The organism is Microbacterium sp. SA39, from assembly GCF_000967865.1.
GTDB lineage: Bacteria > Actinomycetota > Actinomycetes > Actinomycetales > Microbacteriaceae > Microbacterium.
Genome location: NZ_JXRU01000028.1, coordinates 1 through 22,963, shown reverse-complemented (window position 1 = coordinate 22,963; position 22,963 = coordinate 1). Strand labels below are relative to the sequence as shown.

Genomic DNA, 22,963 nt, shown 5'->3' with positions numbered 1-22,963 from the left:
ACATCGATGTAGCCGATCGTTCGATGGACGTGATCCGTGGTTATATGGCGCCTATGGTCATCGAGCGCAACTGGGCAGGCAACCTCACCTATCGGGCATCGGAGATCGCGCACCCCGCATCGCTCGATGAGCTGCGCGACGTGCTCGGCCAGGGCGGTCCGGTGCGGATGCTGGGATCGCGGCACTGCTTCAACGACGTCGCCGACACCGGCGGCATCCTGGTCGCGCTCGACGGCATGCCGCGGGTCTTCGAGATCGCGCCCGAGCGGGATGCCGTGCGGGTGTCCGGAGGCCTGCGCTACGGCGACATCGCCCCGCTGCTCGAGGCGGAGGGGCTCGCGCTCGCGAACCTCGCCTCGCTGCCGCACATCTCGGTCGCGGGTGCCGTCGCCACCGGCACTCACGGTTCCGGTGACGCGATCGGCTCGCTCGCGAGCGCGGTGCGCGCCCTCACGATCATGACCCCGATGGGCGGGATGCACTCCCTGCGTCGGGGAGACGACGACTTCGACGGCGCGGTCGTCAGTCTCGGCGCGCTCGGCGCCGTGATCGACGTCACGCTCGACGTCGAGCCGACGTATGAGGTCGCGCAGTTCGTGTTCGAGCATCCCGACTGGGAGGCGATCCTCCGCGACTTCGAGGAGGTGACCGCCGCAGGCACGAGTGTCAGCATCTTCTCGACCTGGCAGCGCACCGACATCGCCGACCAGATCTGGGTGAAGCAGCGGCTCCCCGAGGCGCACGAGTCGGCGCGCGAGTCGCTGTTCGAGAAGCTCGGTGCCGAGGCGGCCGTGAGCAAGCGGCATCCGATCCTCGGCGTCGACCCGGTCGCCTGCACCGAACAGGGCGGAGTCGGCGGACCCTGGTTCGAGCGGCTGCCGCACTTCAAGCTCGAGTTCACCCCCTCTGCCGGCGCCGAGATCCAAACCGAGTACCTCGTGCCCCGCGCCGACGCGGTAGCGGCCATCCAGGCGGTGCGGCAGCTCGCCGGGCAGATCGCGCCGCTGCTGCTGGTGAACGAGATCCGCACGGTCAAGGCTGACGATCTGTGGCTGAGTTCGTCGTCCGGGACGGATGCCGTCGGCATCCACTTCACCTGGAAACCCGAGGAGGCGGCCGTGAGGGCGCTGCTGCCGATCATCGAGGCCGCGTTGCCGACGACCGCCCGCCCGCACTGGGGCAAGGTTTTCGAGCTGGACGCCGCCGAGGTGCGCTCGAGGTATCCGCGCTTCGACGACTTCGCGGCCCTGGCCGCGCGCTTCGACCCCGACCGGCGTCTGGTGAATCCGTATCTGGAGCGGCTGGGGCTGTAGCCCCATTCGCTCCGGTCGCACTTCCTGCCGTCCGCGTCGGTCCGGGGCGGCACGAACTGCGACCGGAAGGCGTCGGCCTCGGCCTCACACGTGTTCGCGCCAGGAGTGCTGCGGGTCGAACCCCAGCACCCGGCGAGCCTTGTCGATCGACAGCAGGGTCTCGTTCGGGCCGAACTCGCCCTTGACCGGCACATCCGGGAAGACCTCGGCGAGCAGCTCGGCGTTCGGCCGCGACATCACGGTGTCGGCCGCCGCGATGATGAACCGATCGAACCCCGGAGCCGCATTCTCGAGTGCCCGCTCGATCGCCTGGGCGCCGTCGCGGGCGTCGATGTAGCCCCAGAGGTTCCACTTGCGCAGCAGCGCGTCGGCGTCGAACGACGGGAAGGCGGCGTAGTCCTCGGGGTCCATCACGTTCGAGAACCGGAGCGCCGCGATCGACACCTCCGGATGCCAGCGCACGAGCTCGGTCGCCATGTGCTCCTCGAGCGTCTTCACGAGCGAGTACACCGACTCGGGCCGCGCGGGGTAGTCCTCGTCGACCGGCACGTAGGGCGGCGGCACGTCGAACGGCAACCCGAGCACGGTCTCGCTCGACGCGTAGACGATCCGCCGGATGCCGAGCCGCACGGCCGCCCAGAACACGTTGAAGGTCGCCGGCATGTTGTTGTGGAAGGTCGCGACGTCGGGACGGATGCCGGGGGCCGGGATCGCGCCGAGATGCACGACCGCGTCGATGCCCTCATGCGTGTCGCCGACCGCCGTGAACGCATCGACGACCTGGCCGTAGTCGGTGAGGTCGACCTGCACGAAGTCCGGGCCGCGGGCGCCCGTGACGTCCATGCCGATGACGTCGTACCCGTGGGCGCGCAGTTCGCGTGCGACGACGCGGCCGAGCTTGCCCGATGATCCCGTGAGAGCGATGCGCATGACTCCAGAGTGCCACGCCTGCCGGCCGGTCGGGCCGGGCGTCGTACACTCATCGGCGTGAGTGAGTCGAGCAGCACCCCAGGACGCACGGTCGGCGTGCGGGATGTCGCCGCCCTCGCGGGGGTGTCTCGTCAGACGGTGTCGCGCGTGCTGAACGATCACCCCGACGTCGCGCCGGAGACCCTCGAGCGGGTGCGCGCAGCGATGGGCGAGCTCGGCTACCGCATGAACAATGCCGCCCGCGCGCTGGGGACTCGGCGCTCGCGCACGCTCGGGGTGCTCGCCTCCGACGCCCTGCAGTACGGGCCGTCGCGCAGCATCGCCGCGCTCGAGGCCTCGGCGCGCGGCGCCGGGTACTGGGTGAGCGCGGCCTTCGCGGATGCCGGCGATGCCGACGCGGTCGTGTCGGCCGTGGATCACCTGGTGGCGCAGGGCGTCGAGGGGATCGTCGTGGTCGCTCCGCATGCCCGCACCCTCGCCGTGCTCGACGACCTGCGCATCGGGGTGCCGGTGGTCACGCTGCACTCCGCGGGTCGCGGCGCGCGGGGTCTCTCGGTCGACCAGGCCGCCGGTGCTCGGCTGGCCGTCGCGGCGCTCGCCGACGCGGGACACACGCGCATCGCTCACCTCGCCGGCCCGTCGGATTGGCTCGAGGCGGAGTCGCGCGCCGAGGGTTTCGCCGCGGAGCTCGCCGCGCGAGGGCTGGAGCCCGGGCCAGTGATCGCGGGTGACTGGACGGCGGGATCGGGATACGCCGCCGCCGACGCGGTGCGCCGCTCGGGCGTCACCGCGGTCTTCGCGGCGAACGACCAGATGGCGCTCGGGCTGCTCGGCGGCCTGCACGAAGCGGGTCTCTCGGTTCCCGGCGACCTCAGCGTGGTCGGCTTCGACGACATCCCGGATGCCGCGTTCTACTGGCCGAAGCTCACGACCGTGCGGCAGGACTTCGACGAGCTCGCGCGCCGCGCGGTCGCCGCAGCGGTCGGAGGGGCCGAGGTCAAGGCTGCCGAGCTCGCCCCGGTCGCTCCGGTACTGGTCGCCCGGGATTCGGTCGCGCCGCCGCGCTGACCCTCGGCTGCGGCGCATCACCCTCCGGTCCGGCCGACAGCTCGCTCACAATTCAGCCAGAACTCGGGCGGGCCGCATGTTCGCTCGCGTGATTCCGCGAACCCCGTCGGCCGCCGCGAAACTTTTGCTGAATTGTGAACGGCCGACTGCCGCGCCTTGCCCTCTTGACGCCTCAGCCGCCCCCATGACACACTGCTGTGACCGGTCACAGCGGCCGGATGCGACCCTGAGGTACCTGTGAGCAACGAAGCCCCCACGTTCGGCCCCGAGGTCGACGCCGCCATCGCCTCCGTCCGCGCCGACGTCGCCCGCCTCCACGGCGAACTGGTGCGCTACGGCCTCGTCGTCTGGACCGGCGGCAACGTCTCCGGTCGCGTCCCCGGCGCCGACCTGTTCGTGATCAAGCCCAGCGGCGTGAGCTACGACGATCTCGCTCCCGAGAACATGATCCTCTGCGACCTCGACGGCACCGTGATCCCCGGCACACCCGGCAGCGACCGCTCCCCGTCGAGCGACACCGCCGCGCACGCCTACGTCTACCGGAACATGCCCGAGGTCGGCGGCGTCGTGCACACCCACTCGACCTATGCCGTCGCCTGGGCCGCGCGCGGCGAGGAGATCCCCTGCGTGATCACGGCCATGGCCGATGAGTTCGGCGGCCCGATCCCGGTCGGGCCCTTCGCGATCATCGGCGACGACTCGATCGGCCGCGGCATCGTCGAGACGCTGAGCGGTCACCGCTCCCGGGCGGTCCTGATGCAGAACCACGGACCGTTCACGATCGGCACGGACGCGAAGGATGCCGTGAAGGCCGCCGTCATGGTCGAAGACGTCGCCCGCACCGTGCACCTCGCCCGCGAGGCCGGCCCCCTCATCCCGATCCCGCAGCAGGCGATCGACAGTCTCTTCGACCGCTATCAGAACGTGTACGGCCAGAGTCAGGACACCCGCCGATGACCGCCACCGATGACATCCGCGACGGCCGCACCAGCCTCGGCATCGAGCTGGGCTCGACGCGCATCAAGGCGTGCCTGATCGGCCCCGACGCCTCTCACGTGCTCGCGACCGGATCCTTCGCCTGGGAGAACCGCCTCGAAGACGGCCTCTGGACCTACGCGCTCGACGAGGTCTGGGCAGGACTCCAGGCGGCCTACGCCGACCTCGTCGCGGATGCCGAGCGCCGCCACGGCATCCGCCCCACCGCCTTCGGCGCGATCGGCGTCTCGGCCATGATGCACGGGTACCTCGCGCTCGACGCCGAGGGCGAACTGCTCGTCCCCTTCCGCACCTGGCGCAACACCAACACCGGCGCGGCATCCGCAGAGCTCAGCGAGACATTCGGCGTGAACATCCCGCTGCGCTGGTCGATCGCACACCTGCACCAGGCCGTGCTCGACGATGAGCCGCACGTCGCGCGGCTCGCGAGCGTCAACACCCTCGCAGGCTACGTGCACGAGCGGCTCACAGGCGAGCGGGTGCTCGGGGTGGGCGACGCCTCCGGCATGTTCCCGATCGACTCGGCGACCGGCGGATACGACGAGCGGATGCTGCACGCCTACCGCGACCTCGTCGGCGACCGCCTGCCCGCTCCGGTCGAAGACCTCTTCCCGACCGTGCTGTCGGCCGGGGCAGCAGCCGGCGCGCTGACCCACAGCGGTGCTGCACTCCTCGACCCGAGCGGAACCCTGCAGCCCGGCATCCCGCTCTGCCCGCCCGAGGGGGATGCCGGGACCGGCATGGTCGCGACGAACTCGGTCGCCCCGCGCACCGGAAACGTGAGTGCGGGCACCAGCATCTTCGCGATGGTCGTGCTCGAGCGACCGCTGACCGAGGCGCACCACGAGCTCGACCTCGTGACGACTCCTGCGGGTGATGCCGTCGCGATGGTGCACTGCAACAACGGCGCGAGTGAGCTCGCCGCCTGGGCCGGCCTCTTCACGCGGTTCTCGGCGGCAGCCGGGCAGCCTCTCGACGACGACACCGTGTTCGAGGTGCTGTTCCGCGAGGCGCTCGACGGAGAGCCGGATGCCGGTGGCCTCCTGGCGTACAACCACCTGGCCGGCGAGCCGATCGCCGGACTCGATGCCGGGCGTCCGCTGTTCGTCCGCACGCCGGACAGCGCCTTCACGCTTGCGAACTTCCTGCGCTCCCAGCTCTACGGCGTGTTCGGCACGCTCGCGCTCGGCATGCAGGTGCTCGCGACCGAGGGCGTCGAACTCGACCGGATGTTCGCGCATGGTGGCATGTTCCGCACGGCCGGGGTCGCGCAGCGGTTCCTCGCCGGGGCGCTCGCGGCGCCCGTCGCGGTCGGCGAACTGGCGTCGGAGGGCGGAGCGTGGGGCATCGCGGTGCTCGCCTCGTACCTCGCGCACGCCGACTCGTCCGATCTCGGCACGTATCTTGACGAGCAGGTGTTCGCCACGGCATCCGTCTCGCTCGTCGAACCGGACGCGGCCGATGTCGCCGGCTTCGCCTCCTACCTCGACCGCTACCGGGCGGGGCTGGCCGTCGAGGCCGCCGCCGTCGCATCTCTCCCCATCCTCCCGTTCGTTGAGCGAGCGTAGCGAGACGAAACGCCGCACCACGTTTCGTCTCGTCGCTTCGCTCCTCGCTCAACGACCGATCTCTTCGAAAGGCACACCCATGGCCCTCACCACCTCGCTCGACGGCTACGAGGTCTGGTTCCTCACCGGCAGCCAGCATCTGTACGGCCCCGAGACCCTCGCGCAGGTCGCCGACCAGTCGCAGGAGATCGCCCGGCTGCTCGACGAGTCGTCCGACGTGCCCGTGAAGATCGTCTGGAAGCCCGTCCTGACGGATGCCGCGGCCATCAAGCGCACCGCCCTCGAGGCCAACGCCGACGACCGCGTGATCGGACTCGTCGCCTGGATGCACACGTTCAGCCCGGCGAAGATGTGGATCGCGGGCCTCGACGCGCTGCGCAAGCCTCTCGCGCACCTGCACACACAGGCGAACGTCGAGCTGCCCTGGGCCGACATCGACTTCGACTTCATGAACCTCAACCAGGCCGCGCACGGCGACCGCGAGTTCGGGTACATCCAGACGCGTCTCGGCGTGCCGCGCAAGACCATCGTCGGGCACGCGTCCGACCCGCGGGTGCGCCGCGAGCTCGGCATCTGGCAGCGTGCGGCCGCGGGCCTCGCGGCATCGCGCGACCTCAAGCTCGCCCGGTTCGGCGACAACATGCGCTTCGTCGCCGTGACCGAGGGCGACAAGACCGAGGCCGAGCTGCGCTTCGGCGTGCAGGTGAACACCTGGGGCGTGAACGATCTGGCGGATGCCGTGGCTGCGGCATCCGATTCCGACATCGACGCGCTCGTCGCCGAGTACGAGGAGCTGTACGAGGTCGTCCCGGAGCTCCGGAAGGGCGGCGACCGCCACCAGTCCCTGCGCGACGGCGCGGCGATCGAGCTCGGGCTGCGATCGTTCCTCGAGGAGGGCGGCTTCGGCGCCTTCACCACGTCGTTCGAGGACCTCGGCGCGCTGAAGCAGCTGCCGGGCCTCGCGGTGCAGCGCCTGATGGCCGAGGGCTACGGCTTCGGCGCCGAGGGCGACTGGAAGACGGCGATCCTCGTGCGCATCGCGAACGTCATGGGCGCCGGCCTCCCCGGCGGTGCGAGCCTCATGGAGGACTACACGTACGACATGACCCCGGGCGACGAGCTCATCCTCGGCGCGCACATGCTCGAGGTCTCGCCGTCCCTCACCACCGCGAAGCCCACGCTCGAGATCCATCCGCTCGGCATCGGCGGCAAGGACGACCCCGTGCGCCTGGTCTTCACGGCCGACCCCGGACCCGCTGTCGTCGTCGCGCTGAGCGACATGCGCGACCGTTTCCGCCTGACCGCGAACGTCGTCGAGAACGTGCCGCCGCGGGCGTCGCTGCCGAAGCTCCCGGTCGGCCGCGCGGTCTGGAAGCCGCAGCCCGACTTCAACACGAGCGCCGCTGCCTGGCTCACCGCCGGTGCCGCGCACCACACCGTCATGTCGACTGCGGTCGGCATCGAGGCGTTCCGTGACTTCGCCGAGATGGCCGAGGTCGAGCTGCTCGTGATCGACGACAGCACGACGCTGCCGGAGTTCCAGATGCGGGTGCGCTGGAACCAGGCCTACCACCGCCTCGCGCAGGGACTCTGAGCGTGGTCGTCGAGGCCCGCTCCGGCCGCCAGCTGCGGATCGCCGCCCACGGGTACGAGGCGGCGATCGCGAGCGTCGGCGCCACGCTGCGGTCGCTGACCTTCGACGGCCGCGATCTGGTCGTGCCGTTCGAGGCGGATGAGGTGCGTCCGGCGTACCGCGGCGCGACGCTTGCGCCCTGGCCGAACCGCATCGTCGACGGGACCTACCGCTTCGCCGGCGTCGAGTACCAGCTGCCGCTGACCGAGCCGGAGCGCGGCCAGGCGCTGCACGGCCTGCTCGCCTGGACGGAGTTCGCCGACCGCCTGGTGCTCGACGACCGCATCGTGCTCGCCGCCGTGATCGAGCCGCAGACCGGCTACCCGTTCCGTGTCGAGGTCGAGGTCGAGTACCGTCTCGACGCCGACGGCCTGCAGCAGACCGTCACGGCGAACAACATCGGAGCGGATGCTGCGCCCTGGGGCACCGGCCCGCACCCCTATCTCGTGGCGGGCGCCCGGTCGTTGAGCAAGGAACGCAGCGACGAGCGCCGTACTGAGCGAGCGCAGCGAGTCGAAGTGACGAAACGCGTCAACGCGTGGACTCTCCTGCTCCCGGCATCCGAGGTCCTGACCGTCACACCCGATCGGCTCAGCCCGGTCGCGGTCGAGCCGGTGTCGCAGCATCCGGAGTGGGATTTCCGCACGGCTCGCCGCATCGACGACGTCTTCATCGACCACGCCTTCACGGGTCTCGATCGTACCGACGGCATCGCCGAGGTGAGAGTGACGGCAGCCGACGGCACCGGGGTGGCCATCTCGTTCGACGAGCGGTGCCCCTGGGTGCAGGTGCACACGGCCGACACCCCGGCCGAGCCGTCGACGAGTCGGATCGGCTTGGCGGTCGAGCCGATGACCTGCCCGCCGGATGCCTTCAACTCCGGTGTCGATCTCGTGACTCTCGAGCCCGGGGCGTCGCACGTCGCGAGCTGGCGCATCCGGGCGGTGTAGCCGGCAGCGCGCCCCTCTGGTCGCAGTTGCTGCCGTCCCGCGCGTCGCGAGACGGCAGCTACTGCGACCGGAACCGGGAGAGACGGCAGCAACTGCGACCGGAACCGTCAGCCGATGAGGACGGATGCCGCCTGGCGGGCAGCGCCGAGCGCGACGTACTCCTCGGATGCCGGCACCTCGACCGGGATGCCGAGCACCTCGGGGGCGATGGCCCGCACGGCCTCCGACTGCGCGCCGCCGCCGATCAGCAGCGCGCGCCGCAGCGGCACTCCCGCCTCGCGCAGGGCATCGAGGCCGGCGCCGAGGCCGGACAGCATCCCCTCGACCGCGGCCCGCGCGAGGTTCTCGCGCGTCGTCGAGGCGAGCGTCATGCCGCTGAGCGTCGCGGTCGCGTCGGGCAGGTTCGGCGTGCGCTCACCCTCGAAGTAGGGGACGAGCGCGAGCCCCGCGGCACCCGAGGGCGCGGCGAGGGCCAGACGGCTGAGCTCCTCGTGATCGACGCCGAGAAGGGATGCCGTCACGTCGAGCACCCGCGCCGCATTGAGCGTGCAGACCAGCGGGAGGAAGTGGCCGTCCGCCGACGCGAAGCCCGCGATGATTCCCGAGGCGTCGGTCGACGGAGTCTCGCTCACCGCGAAGACCGTGCCGCTGGTGCCGATCGACACGACGACGTCGCCGGGCCCTGCGCCGAGGCCGAGGGCTGCCGCGGCGTTGTCACCGGCGCCGGGCGCCACCAGCCGGCCCGCGGCATCCGTCACCGACTCGGCGGCGCCGAGCACCCGCGGCAGCACCGCGTCGTGCCCGAGAGCGGCGACGAACAGTTCGCGGTCGTACTCGCCGCTCGCGGGATTCCAGTACCCCGTGCCCGAGGCGTCCGAGCGGTCCGTGACGAGTTCCTCGAGCACCGGCCCGAGCGGTGACGCACCTTCGGGGCCGTACCCTCGCAGACGCCAGGTCAGCCAGTCGTGCGGCAGGGCGATCGCCGCCACCCGCGCCGCGTTCTCGGGTTCGGCGTCGCGCAGCCAGCGCACCTTCGAGATCGTGAAGGATGCCACGGGCACGACGCCGGTGCGATCGGCGAGCTCCTGCGCTCCGAACTCGGCGACGAGGTCTGCCGCGGCATCCGCCGATCGCGTGTCGTTCCACAGCAGCGCATCGCGGATGACCGCGCCCGACGAGTCGAGCGCGACCATGCCGTGCTGCTGGCCGCCGATGGCCCAGGCCTCGATGTCGTCGAGTCCGCCCGCGTCAGCGATGGCCGTCTGCAGCGCACTCCACCAGGCGTCGGGGGCGACCGCGGTGCCGTCGGGATGGGAGGCGCGACCGGTCCGGACGACCGCGCCGGTCGTGGCATCCGCCACGATGACCTTGCACGACTGCGTCGACGAGTCGACGCCGAGAACCAGGGCCATCAGCGGATCAGCGGGCGCCGAGCAGGTGCTCGGTGGCGAGCTGCTGCAGCCGCACGAAGCCGAAGCCGTGGCCGCCCAAGTAGGCGTCGGCGTCGAAGTCCTCGTAGGCGCTGCGGTCGGCGAGGAAGTCGTCGTAGCTCTCGCCCGGGTTGAGCGTGGGGGTCGAGAGGTCGGCGACCTTGGCGGCGGCCAGCGCCTCCTGCACCTCGGGGTCGGCGCGGAAGGCCGCGGCCCGCTCCTTCAGCAGCAGGTAGGTGCGCATGTTGGCGGCAGCGGAGTCCCAGACACCCTTCTCGTCTTCGGTGCGGCTCGGCTTGTAGTCGAAGTGGCGCGGACCCTCGTAGGCCGGAACGCCGTTCGGGCCGCCGTTCTCGAGCAGGTCGACCAGCGAGAAGGCATTGTGCAGGTCGCCGTGACCGAAGACGAGATCCTGGTCGTACTTGATGCCGCGCTGGCCGTTGAGGTCGATGTGGAAGAGCTTGCGGTGGAACAGCGCCTGGGCGATGCCGGCCGTGAAGTTGAGACCCGCCATCTGCTCGTGGCCGACCTCGGGGTTCACGCCGACGAGTTCGGGGCGCTCGAGCGAGTCGATGAACGCGATCGCGTGGCCGAGCGTCGGCAGCAGGATGTCGCCGCGGGGCTCGTTCGGCTTCGGTTCGATCGCGAAGCGGATGTCGTAGCCCTTGTCCGTCACGTAGTCGCCGAGCAGGTTGACGGCCTCGCGGTAGCGCTCGAGGGCCGCGCGGACGTCCTTCGCGGAGTCGTACTCGGCGCCCTCGCGTCCGCCCCACATCACGAAGGTCTTGGCGCCGAGCTCGGCGCCGAGGTCGAGCTGGCGGAAGACCTTGCGCAGCGCGAAGCGGCGCACGTCACGGTCGTTCGAGGTGAAGCCGCCGTCCTTGAACACAGGGGCGCTGAACAGGTTGGTGGTGACCATCGGCACGATGAGGCCGGTGTCGGCGAGCGCGCCCTTCAGGCGGTCGATCTGCGTCTGGCGCTCGGCATCCGTCGATCCGAACGCGAACAGATCGTCGTCGTGGAAGGTGAGGCCGTAGGCGCCGAGCTCGGCGAGCTTCTCGACGGCGTGCACGACGTCGAGCGCCGGGCGGGTGGGGCCGCCGAACGGGTCGGTGCCGTTGTAGCCGATGGTCCAGAGGCCGAACGAGAACTTGTCGTCGCGGGTCGGGGTGAGGCTCATGATGCTCCTTCGCATGGTGCCGACAGCGATGCGGCAGAAAGTAGAGGTACAGAAATGTTGTGAGCAACAACATATAACCTGGAGGAGCGGAAGTCCAGCCTCCTAGACTGAGACGCCGAACCGAATGCGAGGACGATGTGACGGACACTTCGACGGTGCTCAGCGGAACCGCTGCGCCCAAGGAATCCGCCGACGGCGTGCGCGCGCGCAACCTCGCTCGCGTCCTGAGGCTCGTCCATCTGGGGGGAGCGCAGTCCCGCGCGCAACTGACCACCGCGACCGGACTGAACCGTTCGACCATCGCGGACCTGGTCGCCGAACTGGTGGGCGAGGGCTGGGTCGTCGAGCGCGAGCCCGACCCGGTCGGTCGCGTCGGGCGTCCGTCTCCGGTCGTGGCGGCGTCGCCGACGACCGTCGTGATCGCCGTGAACCCCGAGGTGGATGCGGTCGAGATCGCCGCGATCGACCTGGCACGGACGATCGCGGTCCGCGAGCGCATCGAATCCGCATCGCTCCTCACGGCGGAGGCTGTCGCCGCTCTCGTCGCCGAGGTCGTGGACCGCTGGCGGCTCGGCCCGCTCGACGGATCCCGGCTCGTCGCTGCGGGTGTCGCGGTGCCCGGTCTCGTGCGGGCGGCCGATGGGCTCGTGCGCAATGCGCCGCACCTCGGCTGGACCGACGCGCCCGTGAGCGCCCTGATCGCCGAGGCGACGGGCCTCCCTGTCGCCGTCGGCAACGACGCGAGTCTCGGCGCGCTCGCCGAGCACCTGTTCGGCGCAGCCCGGGGTGCCGACGACGTCGTCTACCTCAACGGCGGACCCTCCGGCATCGGCGGCGGGATCATCGTGCATGGCCGGCCGGTCGGCGGAGTCGGCGGCTACGCGGGGGAGTTCGGTCAGAATCGGGTGGATGTCGACGGCGCCGCCGTGCTCGAGGACGAGGTCAGTCGGACCAGGCTTCTGGCCGTGCTCGGGCTCACGACCGCCGACGACGAGATGCTCGCGGAGGCTCTCGCCGCGGCATCCGACGCCGGTCCGGTCCGCGAGGAGTGCGTGCGCCAGCGGATGCTGCTCGCCCAGGCCATCGCGGATGCCGTCAACATCCTCAACCCCTCGGTCGTGGTGCTCGGCGGGTTCCTCGCGCAGCTCGAGGAGCTGGATGCCGAGGGCTTCGCCGAGGCCGTGGCGGCCGCGGCGATGGCCGAGAACGCGGAAGGACTCCGCATCCTGCCGGCATCCCTCGCCGCCGACCGCCTGCTGCTCGGCGCGGCCGAGCTCGCGTTCACGTCCGTCGGCGTGATCTGAGCGTCACCCGCGAGATTCTCAGCGCGCGAGCCAGGTGCGCAGCGAGCGCGTCACGAACGGCAGCACCCAGTACGTCATGATCGGGGTGAGTACGACGGTCGTGGCGAGCACGCGCAGCCAGATCGGCAGGGCGTCCCAGCCCGGGAACGGGCTCGCCGCATAGGCGAACGCCACGTTCACCGGGAAGAAGCCGAGCCAGATCGAGACCGCCTGCTTCCAGCGCGGAGGCGCGGCGACGACGGCGACGGTCGTGGTGCCGCCCTCGGCGGTGGGCAGGGTGATGGTGCCGGTGGTCGGCTCGTCAAACCAGCCCTCGATCCCGGAGCGGCGCTTCGAGCGCTCGCTGCGGATGAAGCCCTCGCCCATCGAGAGCCACCACTCGCGTTCCGGTGACTTCTCCCACGAGACCAGGGAGTCCTCGTTCGCGAAGCGGTAGAGCATGTGCCAGACCTGCGACTCCTCGCCGGCGCGCACCCACCCGGAGCCGAGGAAGCCGGGGTACTTCGTGGCGAGGTTCACCCCGGTCTGCACCCAGACGGTGGCCTCGGTGATGCGCTCGGGATCGACCTCGCGGCGGATGGACACGGTGATGGGTTCGGACATGGTGCGGTCCTCGAAGACGGGGAGCCCGGATCGCGGGCTGCCGAAGCGGTCGCGCCGGGGTCCGGGCGCATCGACGATTCTATTTCGGGTTGCGGGCTTTCGAATCGCGCAACTGGCCGATCTCAGCCGCCGCGACCGACCACTTGCGCGATTCGAAAGCTGGGGACTAGGCAGCCAGAGCGCGACGCACACGGCTGACCAGCTCCGCCGGGCGCTGAAGTAGAGGCGCACTCACCTCGATCACCGTCCACCCCGCAGCGCGCAGAGCGGCCAGACGCTCGACGTCTTGAGCCCACCGGTGGCTATGCAGCATCCCGAGGTACTCGATCGCCACCTTCTGGTCCGCATACGCCATGTCGACGCATCCGATGAACCGTCCTGAGGGTGCGTAGACATCGACGTTGAGCGCAGGCTCCGGAAGACCCGCTCCGACGAGCAGGCAACGCACCCGCGTCTCTCGAGGCGACCACGAATCCTCTCGGACCGCCTCGAGCGCCGTGCGGAGTCGCTTCGCGCCGCGTCGACGTCCTGCTTCGAGCGCCTGCCGAAGGTGCTCGATCGTTGCCAACGGTGGGCGGCCGGCGTCCGGCCGTCCATGGCCGACCCGCCAGCACCGGCAGAAGTAGTCGCCGAGTGCGATCAGGTCGAACAGCGGAAGAGTGCCCAGCGAAACCCACGTCGTGGCAGGTGAGGAGACACGCAGATCACCCGCGACGCGCAACGACGTGAGACTGGCGAGAGTGCGGTGGCCGATGATCCCTGCCGCGCGCGGGAAGGGGATGCCGCCGAGCGCGCTCACGTGGAGGTCGAGGTCGTGATCAGCGGCGACCTTCCCGCGCTCATCGAACTCGAGGGGGAGGGGCCCTCCCCAGATCGAGGCAGCGGTCTGGTGGCTGAAGAAGTGGCCGGTGTGGAGACGAGCGTTGTAGATGCGGGCATGCGCGACGCGAGCCGCGCGTTGCCGCTCGTACGGGTCCGTCTCCGCGTCAGGCGGTGCGGCGGCGTCGGGCGCGTCGACGTCCACCCGCGTGCGGACACCGTGGAACGGCGCGGTCAGGTCGCCAGCTCGCAGACGTGTGCGGCTGACGCCGTGCAGCCGAGCGATACCGGTCGAGAATGTGGGTTCCAAGCCATCGGGGAGGTCTGATCGCTTCATCCAGACACGGTGCCACGCCGCGCGGGACGACGGATCGAGTTCTCCACAGCCATCCGGTTTTCGAATCGCGCAAGTGGCCGAAGATGGCGCCGAACATCGACCATTTGCGCGATTCGAAAGCTGGGGCGTTGCCGCCCCGCGAAAAGAGAGGACCCCCGCCGACCCGATTCGGCGGGGGTCTCGCGGCGTGGGCGCCGCGCCGGGAGCGAGAGTGCTCACCGTGCGCGATGTCGTGACTACCCGATCCGGTCTGAGTCCCTGTGCCCGCGCATCTGCAGTTGTAATCGACGCAGGTGTCCGGCCGGTGAACGCGGTGAGAACCTTCTTTACAAGGACGTCCTAGTAAATCTTCGGATGCCGGAGTAAACTCTCAATGTGCCAACGACGGCACGGAGGGACGTCACACAATGACTCGCACTATCCCGCACTTCGTGGGCGGATCGCTTCTCACTCCCGACTCGGGCCGCTTCGCCGACGTGTTCGATCCGAGTTCCGGCGCCGTGCAGGCCCGGGTGCCGCTCGCATCCGCCGAGGAGGTGCGCACCGTGATCGCGAATGCCGAGGCTGCACAGGTGGCCTGGGGCGCCACGAACCCGCAGAAGCGGGCCCGCGTGCTGCTGCGCTTCCTCGACCTCGCGCAGCGGGAGATGCAGTCGCTCGCCGAGCTCCTCGCCAGCGAGCACGGCAAGACCGTCGACGATGCGAAGGGCGACATCCAGCGCGGCCTCGAAGTCATCGAGTTCGCGGCCGGTGCCCCGCATCTGCTCAAGGGCGAGTACTCCACGGGTGCCGGCACCGGCATCGACGTGTACTCGATGCGCCAGCCGCTCGGGGTCGTCGCCGCGATCACGCCGTTCAACTTCCCCGCCATGATCCCGCTCTGGAAGGCGGGCCCCGCGCTCGCCGCCGGCAACGCCGTGGTGCTCAAGCCCAGTGAGCGCGACCCCTCGGTGCCGGTGCGCATCGCCGAGCTGTTCCTCGAGGCGGGGCTCCCCGCCGGCGTGCTGAACGTCGTGCACGGCGACAAGGAGGCGGTTGACACGCTATTGACCGACGACCGCATCCGCGCCGTCGGCTTCGTGGGATCAACCCCGATCGCGGAGTACATCTACGCGACGGCTGCCGCCCACGGCAAGCGCGCGCAGTGCTTCGGCGGTGCCAAGAACCACATGATCGTGATGCCGGATGCCGACCTCGACCAGGCCGTCGACGCCCTGATCGGCGCGGGCTACGGTTCGGCGGGGGAGCGCTGCATGGCGATCTCGGTCGCCGTTCCGGTCGGCCAGGAGACCGCCGACGCCCTGGCCGCGAAGCTCCTCGAGCGCATCGCGCGACTGCGGATCGGGCCGTCGCTCTCGGCGGACGTCGACTACGGACCGCTCGTCACGCGTGCCGCCGTCGAGCGCGTGGAGGGCTACATCCAGCAGGGAGTCGACGAGGGAGCCACGCTCCTCGCCGACGGCCGCGGCTTCTCCGTGGAAGGGTTCGAGGAGGGCTTCTACCTCGGGCCGACCCTCTTCGATCACGTCACGACCGACATGGCGATCTACCGGGAAGAGATCTTCGGCCCGGTGCTCGTCATCGCCCGCGCGGCTGACTACGAGGAAGCCCTGCGGATGGCATCCGAGCACGAGTACGGCAACGGCGTCGCGATCTTCACCCGTGACGGGGATGCCGCGCGCGACTTCGCCGCCCGCGTCGAGGTCGGGATGGTCGGCGTGAACGTGCCGATCCCGGTGCCGATCGCGTACTACACGTTCGGCGGCTGGAAGCGCAGCGGCTTCGGCGACCTGAACCAGCACGGCACCGACGCGTTCCGCTTCTACACGAAGACCAAGACGGTGACGAGCCGTTGGCCGTCGGGGATCAAGGACGGCGCCAGCTTCGTCATCCCCACCATGCACTGATCCACCCTTCTCCGGTCGTTGAGCGACACTTCGACTTCCTTCGCTCGCTCAGCACCGGTCTCCGCGAGACGAAACGCACCAGAGGAACCACGATGACAATGACCACCGTCACCACCACCGCCGAAGAGCGCGAGGCCATCCTCGACGCGGTCCGCGAGTTCTCCGACACCGAGCTCGCGCCCTTCGCCGCCGAGCGCGACGAGAAGCACATCTTCCCGCGCGAATCGCTGAACAAGGCGGGCGAGCTCGGCCTCGGCGGCATCTACGTGAGCGAGGAGTTCGGCGGCTCGGGGCTGAGCCGCGCCGACACTGTCGCGATCTTCGAGGAACTCGCCAAGGGCGACCCGGCGGTCGCCGCGTACATCTCGATCCACAACATGGTCGTCTGGATGATCGACACCTACGGCGACGACACGCAGCGGGGAAGATGGCTGCCGCAGCTGACCGCCATGCAGGAGTTCGGCGGCTACTGCCTCACCGAGCCGGGTGCAGGATCGGATGCCGCGAACATCGCCGCGAGTGCTGCGCGCGACGGCGACGAGTACGTGCTCACGGGCGTGAAGCAGTTCATCTCCGGTGCCGGAGAGGCCGCTGTCTACGTCGTGATGGCGCGCACGGGAGAGCCGGGGGCCCGCGGCATCAGCGCCTTCCTCGTGCCCGGCGACGCCGAGGGACTGAGCTTCGGAGCGCCGGAGAAGAAGATGGGCTGGCACGCCCAGCCCACGCGTCAGGTCATCTTCGATGGACTGCGCGTTCCGGCATCCGCTCGTCTGGGTGACGATGGCAAGGGCTTCGGAATCGCGATGTCGGCCCTGAATGGCGGTCGGTTGAACATCGCCGCCTGCTCGCTCGGCGGGGCGCAGTGGGCGCTCGACCGCGCGGTGCAGTACGTGCACGAGCGGGTGGCCTTCGGCGAGCCGCTGGCCGAGAAGCAGTCGATCATGTTCGCGATCGCCGACATGCGCACCGATCTGCAGGCCGCTCGCCTGATGGTGCGCGACGGTGCGCAGGCGGTCGACGAGCGGGCCCCCGACGCGACCATGCGCTGCGCGATGGCCAAGCGCTTCGCGACGGATGCCGGCTTCGACGTCGCGAACCGCGCGCTGCAGCTGCACGGCGGCTACGGCTACCTGCAGGACTACGGGATCGAGCGGGTCGTCCGCGACCTGCGCGTGCACCAGATCCTGGAAGGGACGAACGAGATCATGCGCCTGATCGTCGGGCGGGAGATGCTGAGGCCCGCGGGGTCGGCGACCCTCCAGCGCAGCGGCGGAGACCAGGCACGGAGCGCATCATGAGCACGTCAACTTCCTCCGCGGTCGTCGCCTTCCTCGGCCTGGGTCACATGGGCCTGCCGATGGCGAAGAACCTCGCCGCCGCCGGGCACGAGGTGCACGGCTTCGATCTGGTGCCTGCAGCGATCGAGGCGGCGCGCGCCGCCGGCATCGCCGTCGCCGAGAGCGGGGCGGATGCCGTCGCCGACGCGGATGTCGTCATCACGATGTTCCCCGCCGGGAAGCACGTGATCGACGCGTACCGCACCGAGTTGCTCGCCGCCGCCCGCCCGGGCACCCTGTTCATCGAGTCGTCCACGATCGCCGTCGACGAGGCGCGAGCCGCCCACGCGCTCGCGCTCGCCGCGGGGCACCGCAACGTCGACGCCCCGGTATCGGGCGGCGTCGTCGGAGCCGAGAACGGCACGCTGGCCTTCATGGTCGGCGGGTCCGATGAGGATTTCACCTCCGCGCTGCCGCTGCTCGAGGTCATGGGCAAGCGGATCGTGCACTGCGGTGGCCCGGGCCTCGGCCAGGCGGCGAAGGTCTGCAACAACATGGTCCTCGCGGTGTCGCAGATCGCCGTGGCCGAGGCGTTCGTGCTGGGGGAGCGGCTGGGACTCGAGCATCAGACGCTGTTCGACGTGGTGTCGCGGGCCTCCGGGCAGTGCTGGTCGATCACGACGAACTGCCCGGTTCCCGGTCCCGTGCCGACGAGCCCGGCCAACCGCGACTACCAGCCCGGTTTCGCGGGAGCGCTCATGGCGAAGGACCTCGGTCTCGCGCTGCAGGCGATCGAGCAGACGTCGACCGACGCGCAGATGGGCCGGCTGGCGCAGCAGATCTACGCGTCGTTCGCTGCGGGCGAAGGCGCGCATCGCGACTTCTCCGGCATCATCACCGACATCCGCGACTCCGACTCCCGTCGTTGAGCGAGGGAGCGCAGCGACCGACACCCCGGTCGTTGAGCGAGGGAGCGCAGCGACCGACACCCCGGTCGTTGAGCGAGGGAGCGCAGCGACCGAGACGAAACGCCTCCACGCCGCGACATACTGAGAAGCACCACGACGGAGAGGGCGACATGACCGAGTACGAGACGATCCTGGTGGAGCAGCGCGGTCGGGTCGGATGGATCACCCTGAACCGCCCGGAGGCGCTCAACGCGCTCAACAGCCGTCTCGCCGAAGAGGTCACCGCTGCCGCCGTCGCCTTCGACCAGGACGAGGGAGTCGGGGCGATCGTCGTGACCGGCTCGGAGAAGGCGTTCGCCGCCGGGGCCGACATCAAGGAGATGGAGGGCATGTCGGCGGCGGAGATGCTCGAGACCGATCACTTCGGTGTCTGGCACGAGTTCGCGGCGGTGCGCACCCCGGTCATCGCGGCGGTCTCCGGCTTCGCCCTCGGCGGCGGATGCGAGTTGGCGATGATGTGCGACATCATCCTCGCCGCCGACACGGCGAAGTTCGGCCAGCCCGAGATCAACCTCGGGGTCATCCCCGGCATGGGTGGCACGCAGCGCCTGATCCGTGCGGTCGGCTACTACAAGGCAGCGGAGCTCGTGCTGTCCGGCCGCTTTATGGGCGCTGAGGAGGCCGAGCGCTCGGGTCTCGTGTCGCGCGTCGTGCCGGCATCCGATCTCCTGGCCGAGACCGAGAAGCTGGCCGAGACGATCGCCGCGAAGTCGCTGCCGTCGGTCTATGCCGCCAAAGCCGCCCTGGATGCTGCGATGGAGACGTCTCTCACCGACGGCCTCGCGCACGAGAAGCAGGCGTTCGCGGCGCTGTTCGACACGGCCGACCAGACCGAGGGCATGTCGGCCTTCCGGGAGAAGCGCGCCCCGCGATTCGAGAATCGCTAGTCGGCGGTCCGGGCCGAACATGGTTCACAATTCAGCAAGAATTTCGCCGGGGGGCGTCAGGAGACCCCGATACGCCGGCAACGCGATGATCTTGCTGAATTGTGGACGGTTACCCGCGAAGCCCGTCGACGATCTTCGCGATCCGACGTTCGCGGGTCGCGTCCTGCTTCGCCTCGGCGACGGTCCGGGCATGCTCCTTGCGAGTGGAGTAGCTGAGAGCGTCGAAGGCCGCGCGCACGGCCGGATCGGCATCCAGTGCGGCGGCGAGCTCGTCTGGCACGTCGACCGTGCGCTCGGCGGCATCCACCCGGATGACCGCATCGACCTCCTGGTCGAGGTCGAGACCCATCTCGGTGCGGACGGCCTTGCTGAAGCCGATCAGGTTCTGGCCGCCCATCCGTGCCACCCGGAGGCGCGCAGTGCGCCCGTCGATCGTGACCAGCACGGGGAACGACTTGCCCGCGCCGAAGGAGGCGACCTGCTCGTCGGTGAGCTGGATCGCCCCGGCGGGGCCGCGGCCGGCGAGAACGGTGTGCAGTCTCAGTTCGCTCATGCCGACAGGGTACGCCCGCGGGCTTCCGCTTCGGCGGCGACGATCCGGTTGCGGTCTGCGATGAGCCGACGCATGTACGCCCGCAGGAACACCGCGTCGACGAACCGCCCGAGCGGCCCGAACGGAGACCGGAACGTCACGGTGTCGTGCATGAGAGTGGCGACCGCATGCTCCTCGAACCGGTGCTCGTGCAGGAAGGCGGCGAACGGACCGGCCAGCTGCCGATCCGAGAAGCCGTGGGGCGGGTCGATGTCGAACACGACGGACCTCAGGCGGAAGCGGATGCCGAAGTGGCGCGCCCTCCACGTCACGGTCGAGCCTTCCGTGAACACGCCGCCCGCCGGCGCCTCGACCATCGTCTCGCCGTATCGTGCCATCGACCGCAGGTGGAGCGTCGGATCGAGCGAGACGTCGAACACCACGGTCGGGGGAGCGGCGGCGATCGTCTCGATCACGAACCTCGCCATGTCAGAGCGCTTCAGGTTGCGGACGAGGGTCCGTGAAGTCGCCGGCATCCTTGCGCATGCGCGCCACGATCGCGACGAGTTCGGCGGCGTCGCCGCGGCTGAGTCCCGGCTGCGCGAAGACATCGGCGTTCAAGGCTTCGGTCGCCCTCTCGACGAGGTCGCGCCCGGCATCCGTCAGGGCGAGGAGCGCGGCACGTCCGTCGTAGGGGTGCGGCTCGCGCAGGATCAGGCCGTCGCGCACGAGACGTTCGGCGGTGCTCGTCACGGTCGTCGCATGCACCTGCAGTCGCGCGACCACGCTCGACAGGGGCAGACGGCCGGTCCGGCTGAATGCCAGAAGCCGCAGCATCTCGTAGCGGGCGAAGGTCAGGGCGAAGGGCTTGAGGGTGGCGTCGACCCGCGCGAGCAGCAGCTGCTGTGCCCGCATGACCGAGGTGACGACGGTCATGCCGTCGGCGGCATCCGTCCATCCGTGCGCGAGCCACTGCCGCTTCGCCTCGGCGAGCGGATCAACGGGGAGCGGTCGGGGTTGAGCCACGTCCCTACGGTACCGGCGGGATGCCGGGGCGTCGTCGCGGCGCGCGATGCAGACGCCGCGGGAGTCGCTGAGTCGGAGTCGCAGAACAACTGGGACTCAGTATCGCGGTCTAGAATTGCAGCAGTCGTGAGGAGCAATCGATGAAGATCTTCGTCCTGGTCAAAGAGGTGCCAGACACCTATGGCGATCGCAAGCTGAATCTCGAGACGGGGCTCGCCGATCGTGCGGCGGGAGACGTCGTGCTCGACGAGATCACCGAGCGTGCTCTCGAGGTCGCGCTGAGCTTCGCCGACAAGAACGAGGGCACCGAGGTGGTCGCCCTCTCCATGGCTCCGGCAGGGTCGACGGCATCCGTTCGGCGGGCGCTCGCGATCGGGGCCGGCTCCGCCGTGCACATCGCGGACGAGGAGCTGGCCGGTGCGGATCTCGGTCTCACGGCCGAGGTGCTCGCCGCCGCGATCCGTCGCGGTGCCCCCGACCTGGTGATCACCGGAAACCTGTCGACCGACGGCTCCGGCGGCGTGATCCCCGCGATGCTCGCCGAGCACCTCGGATTCGCACAGGCGACCGCGCTCAGCAGCGTCGAGATCACGGCCGACGGCGTCTCGGGCACGCGAGCAGCGGATGCCGGCGGGCAGCAGGTGTCCGCGCCTCTCCCCGCCGTGATCTCGATCACCGAGGCACTCCCGGATGCCCGGTTCCCGAACTTCAAGGGCATCATGGCGGCGAAGAAGAAGCCGCTCGAGGTGCTCTCCCTCGCCGACCTCGATGTGTCGGCTGACCCGGCGACGGCTCCGCGCACGATCATGACCGCGGTGTCGGAGAAGCCCGCGCGGGCTGCGGGCGTGAAGATCACCGACGAGGGTGATGCCGCCGAGAAGCTCGTCGAATTCCTCGTGCAGAACAGGCTGGTGTGAGATGTCGTATCCCGAGAACCCCATTCTCGTCCTCGTCGATGTCACCCCGTCGGGCGATGCCGCGACCAGCACGGCGGCGCTGATCGGCGCGGCCTCGACGATCGGTTCACCCGTCACGCTGGTGGTCGGCGGCTCGCAGGCGGCGGTCGATACTGCGGCTGCGGCGGGCGCCTCCGTCGTGCTGACAGCCGACGGGGATGCCGGCGCGCTCTCGGTGCCGATCGTCGACGCGCTGCAGACGGCGTTCGCCCAGGTGCAGCCGGATGCCGTGCTCATCTCGAACTCGATCTCGGGCCGCGACGTCGCCGGTCGTTTCGCTGTGCGCACGAAGAGCGCCCTCGCGGTCGACGCGGTGGGAGTCTCCCGCGACGACGAGGGCATCATCGCGCATCACTCCGTCTACGGCGGTTCGTACCTCGTCGACGCGGCGGCCACCTTCGGTGCGCTCGTGGTGACCCTCCGCCAGGGTGCGGTCGACGCGCGGGCCGAGGCAGTGGCGCAGCCGTCGGTCGAGGCGCTCGCCGTGACGGCATCCGGTGCGGTCGCGGCGACGGCCGGTCCTGTCGAGGCCGCCGAGGTGGCGTCGTCCCGACCCGATCTCCGTGGGGCGACCAAGGTCGTCTCGGGCGGCCGTGGCCTGGCCTCGAAGGAGAAGTTCGTTCTTGTCGAAGAGCTCGCCGACGCCCTCGGGGCGGCCGTCGGAGCCTCGCGGGCGGCGGTGGATGCCGGCTACATCCCGCAGTCGTATCAGGTCGGGCAGACCGGTGTATCGGTTTCGCCACAGCTGTATGTCGCTCTCGGCATATCCGGCGCGATCCAGCACCGCGCCGGCATGCAGACGGCGAAGAACATCGTCGCGATCAACAAGGACGGCGACGCGCCGATCTTCGACGTCGCGGACTTCGGCATCGTCGGCGACCTGTTCACGGTCGTGCCCCAGGTGATCGCCGCCCTCGAGGCGCGGAAGAAGTAGCCATGGCGGCCCTTCGGCAGGCTCAGGGACCCAACAAGCTGCGACGCGGTCTCCCGCGTGTGCCCGGGGGCGAGGCCTGGCCGCCCGCGGATGCCGGGGGTGTGGTCGAGGACGCGGCTCCCGATGTGGAACCGAAGGGTGTTCCGGAGGCCGTGGCGGATGCCGCGGCGGAAGCGGATGCCGTGCGGGGAGCGGATGCCGTGGCCCACGGCGTTGTCGCCGACGCTGGGCGCGCGCAGGGCGTGACCGTCCCGGCACCGGTGGGCGCGGCATCCGCAATCCGACGTGGTCTGCCTCGCGTCGCCGGGGGAGAACCGTGGCCTCCCGCCGCCCTCCCCGCCGCCC

The 22,963-nt window shown here is 70.2% G+C and carries 21 protein-coding genes and 1 pseudogene; 14 read left to right on the top strand and 8 right to left on the bottom strand.

Going from position 1 to position 22,963, the window contains the following annotated elements:
* Window positions 1-23 precede the first annotated feature (23 nt).
* Window positions 24-1,313 (top strand): D-arabinono-1,4-lactone oxidase, encoded by a 1,290-nt coding sequence (locus tag RS85_RS04605; protein ID WP_235282334.1) that lies wholly within the window; start codon window positions 24-26, stop codon window positions 1,311-1,313.
* Between the two features lie 84 nt (window positions 1,314-1,397).
* Here RS85_RS04605 and RS85_RS04600 read toward each other — a convergent pair whose 3' ends face one another.
* Complete coding sequence (locus RS85_RS04600; protein ID WP_046012260.1) at window positions 1,398-2,243, bottom strand: NAD-dependent epimerase/dehydratase family protein; 846 nt, start codon at window positions 2,241-2,243, stop codon at window positions 1,398-1,400.
* Between the two features lie 57 nt (window positions 2,244-2,300).
* Here RS85_RS04600 and RS85_RS04595 point away from each other — a divergent pair, with 57 nt between their 5' ends.
* From RS85_RS04595 to RS85_RS04575, 5 genes are all read left to right on the top strand, one after another.
* Entirely contained in the window at window positions 2,301-3,311 is a 1,011-nt protein-coding gene (locus RS85_RS04595; RefSeq protein ID WP_046012345.1) for a LacI family DNA-binding transcriptional regulator, read from the top strand.
* A gap of 237 nt (window positions 3,312-3,548) precedes the next feature.
* The gene (locus tag RS85_RS04590) at window positions 3,549-4,268 is read left to right on the top strand and encodes an L-ribulose-5-phosphate 4-epimerase (protein WP_046012259.1); all 720 of its coding nucleotides are present in this window, start codon (window positions 3,549-3,551) and stop codon (window positions 4,266-4,268) included.
* Window positions 4,265-5,875 carry a xylulokinase gene (locus RS85_RS04585; RefSeq protein ID WP_046012258.1) on the top strand — a complete coding sequence of 537 codons (1,611 nt, stop codon included), beginning with the start codon at window positions 4,265-4,267 and terminating at the stop codon, window positions 5,873-5,875. Before RS85_RS04590 ends, RS85_RS04585 begins: the two co-directional genes overlap by 4 nt.
* Window positions 5,876-5,954: 79 nt before the next feature.
* Window positions 5,955-7,469 carry an L-arabinose isomerase gene (gene araA / locus RS85_RS04580; protein WP_046012257.1) on the top strand — a complete coding sequence of 505 codons (1,515 nt, stop codon included), beginning with the start codon at window positions 5,955-5,957 and terminating at the stop codon, window positions 7,467-7,469.
* Complete coding sequence (locus RS85_RS04575) at window positions 7,466-8,458, top strand: aldose 1-epimerase family protein (protein ID WP_442921923.1); 993 nt, start codon at window positions 7,466-7,468, stop codon at window positions 8,456-8,458. Before araA ends, RS85_RS04575 begins: the two co-directional genes overlap by 4 nt.
* Before the next feature lie 107 nt (window positions 8,459-8,565).
* Here RS85_RS04575 and xylB read toward each other — a convergent pair whose 3' ends face one another.
* A complete protein-coding gene (gene xylB / locus RS85_RS04570) occupies window positions 8,566-9,870 on the bottom strand; it encodes a xylulokinase (protein ID WP_046012255.1) in 1,305 nt (434 codons plus the stop codon).
* Window positions 9,871-9,877: 7 nt separating this feature from the next.
* Complete coding sequence (xylA, locus tag RS85_RS04565; RefSeq protein WP_046012254.1) at window positions 9,878-11,068, bottom strand: xylose isomerase; 1,191 nt, start codon at window positions 11,066-11,068, stop codon at window positions 9,878-9,880.
* A 155-nt stretch (window positions 11,069-11,223) separates the two neighbouring features.
* Here xylA and RS85_RS04560 point away from each other — a divergent pair, with 155 nt between their 5' ends.
* Window positions 11,224-12,372: an ROK family transcriptional regulator gene (locus RS85_RS04560; RefSeq protein WP_046012344.1), complete on the top strand. Its 1,149-nt coding sequence runs from the start codon at window positions 11,224-11,226 to the stop codon at window positions 12,370-12,372.
* Window positions 12,373-12,390: 18 nt separating this feature from the next.
* On the opposite strand, the gene RS85_RS04555 is transcribed toward RS85_RS04560, so the two are convergent.
* Together RS85_RS04555 and RS85_RS04550 are read right to left on the bottom strand one after the other, a co-directional pair.
* Complete coding sequence (locus RS85_RS04555) at window positions 12,391-12,975, bottom strand: antibiotic biosynthesis monooxygenase (protein ID WP_046012253.1); 585 nt, start codon at window positions 12,973-12,975, stop codon at window positions 12,391-12,393.
* Between the two features lie 166 nt (window positions 12,976-13,141).
* Complete coding sequence (locus tag RS85_RS04550) at window positions 13,142-14,131, bottom strand: hypothetical protein (RefSeq protein ID WP_052703398.1); 990 nt, start codon at window positions 14,129-14,131, stop codon at window positions 13,142-13,144.
* A gap of 407 nt (window positions 14,132-14,538) precedes the next feature.
* Between RS85_RS04550 and RS85_RS04545 the strand changes: the two genes are divergently transcribed.
* The 4 genes from RS85_RS04545 (at window position 14,539) to RS85_RS04530 (ending at window position 19,170) form a co-directional block, all read left to right on the top strand.
* Window positions 14,539-16,038, top strand: coding sequence for a CoA-acylating methylmalonate-semialdehyde dehydrogenase (locus RS85_RS04545; protein ID WP_046012252.1), 1,500 nt, complete (start codon window positions 14,539-14,541; stop codon window positions 16,036-16,038).
* A 92-nt stretch (window positions 16,039-16,130) separates the two neighbouring features.
* Window positions 16,131-17,336 carry an acyl-CoA dehydrogenase family protein gene (locus RS85_RS04540; RefSeq protein ID WP_046012251.1) on the top strand — a complete coding sequence of 402 codons (1,206 nt, stop codon included), beginning with the start codon at window positions 16,131-16,133 and terminating at the stop codon, window positions 17,334-17,336.
* Entirely contained in the window at window positions 17,333-18,244 is a 912-nt protein-coding gene (mmsB, locus tag RS85_RS04535) for a 3-hydroxyisobutyrate dehydrogenase (RefSeq protein ID WP_046012250.1), read from the top strand. The genes RS85_RS04540 and mmsB overlap by 4 nt, the downstream gene beginning before the upstream one ends.
* A 149-nt stretch (window positions 18,245-18,393) precedes the next feature.
* Window positions 18,394-19,170, top strand: coding sequence for an enoyl-CoA hydratase-related protein (locus RS85_RS04530; RefSeq protein WP_046012249.1), 777 nt, complete (start codon window positions 18,394-18,396; stop codon window positions 19,168-19,170).
* A 109-nt stretch (window positions 19,171-19,279) separates the two neighbouring features.
* Here the strand turns inward: RS85_RS04530 and RS85_RS04525 are convergent, their stop codons facing one another.
* From RS85_RS04525 to RS85_RS04515, 3 genes are read right to left on the bottom strand one after another with little or no spacing between them, the layout of a single operon-like run.
* The gene (locus RS85_RS04525; protein WP_046012248.1) at window positions 19,280-19,723 is read right to left on the bottom strand and encodes a YdeI/OmpD-associated family protein; all 444 of its coding nucleotides are present in this window, start codon (window positions 19,721-19,723) and stop codon (window positions 19,280-19,282) included.
* Window positions 19,720-20,190, bottom strand: coding sequence for an SRPBCC family protein (locus tag RS85_RS04520; RefSeq protein ID WP_046012247.1), 471 nt, complete (start codon window positions 20,188-20,190; stop codon window positions 19,720-19,722). Before RS85_RS04520 ends, RS85_RS04525 begins: the two co-directional genes overlap by 4 nt.
* Before the next feature lies 1 nt (window position 20,191).
* On the bottom strand, window positions 20,192-20,728 hold the full coding sequence (locus RS85_RS04515) for a MarR family winged helix-turn-helix transcriptional regulator (protein WP_046012246.1): 537 nt from the start codon (window positions 20,726-20,728) through the stop codon (window positions 20,192-20,194).
* Window positions 20,729-20,868: 140 nt separating this feature from the next.
* Here RS85_RS04515 and RS85_RS04510 point away from each other — a divergent pair, with 140 nt between their 5' ends.
* The 3 genes and pseudogenes from RS85_RS04510 to RS85_RS18925 all read left to right on the top strand — a co-directional run.
* On the top strand, window positions 20,869-21,645 hold the full coding sequence (locus tag RS85_RS04510; RefSeq protein WP_046012245.1) for an electron transfer flavoprotein subunit beta/FixA family protein: 777 nt from the start codon (window positions 20,869-20,871) through the stop codon (window positions 21,643-21,645).
* A 1-nt stretch (window position 21,646) separates the two neighbouring features.
* Complete coding sequence (locus RS85_RS04505) at window positions 21,647-22,618, top strand: electron transfer flavoprotein subunit alpha/FixB family protein (RefSeq protein WP_046012244.1); 972 nt, start codon at window positions 21,647-21,649, stop codon at window positions 22,616-22,618.
* Between the two features lie 2 nt (window positions 22,619-22,620).
* Window positions 22,621-22,963: pseudogene (locus RS85_RS18925) on the top strand (hypothetical protein); the annotation flags it as partial.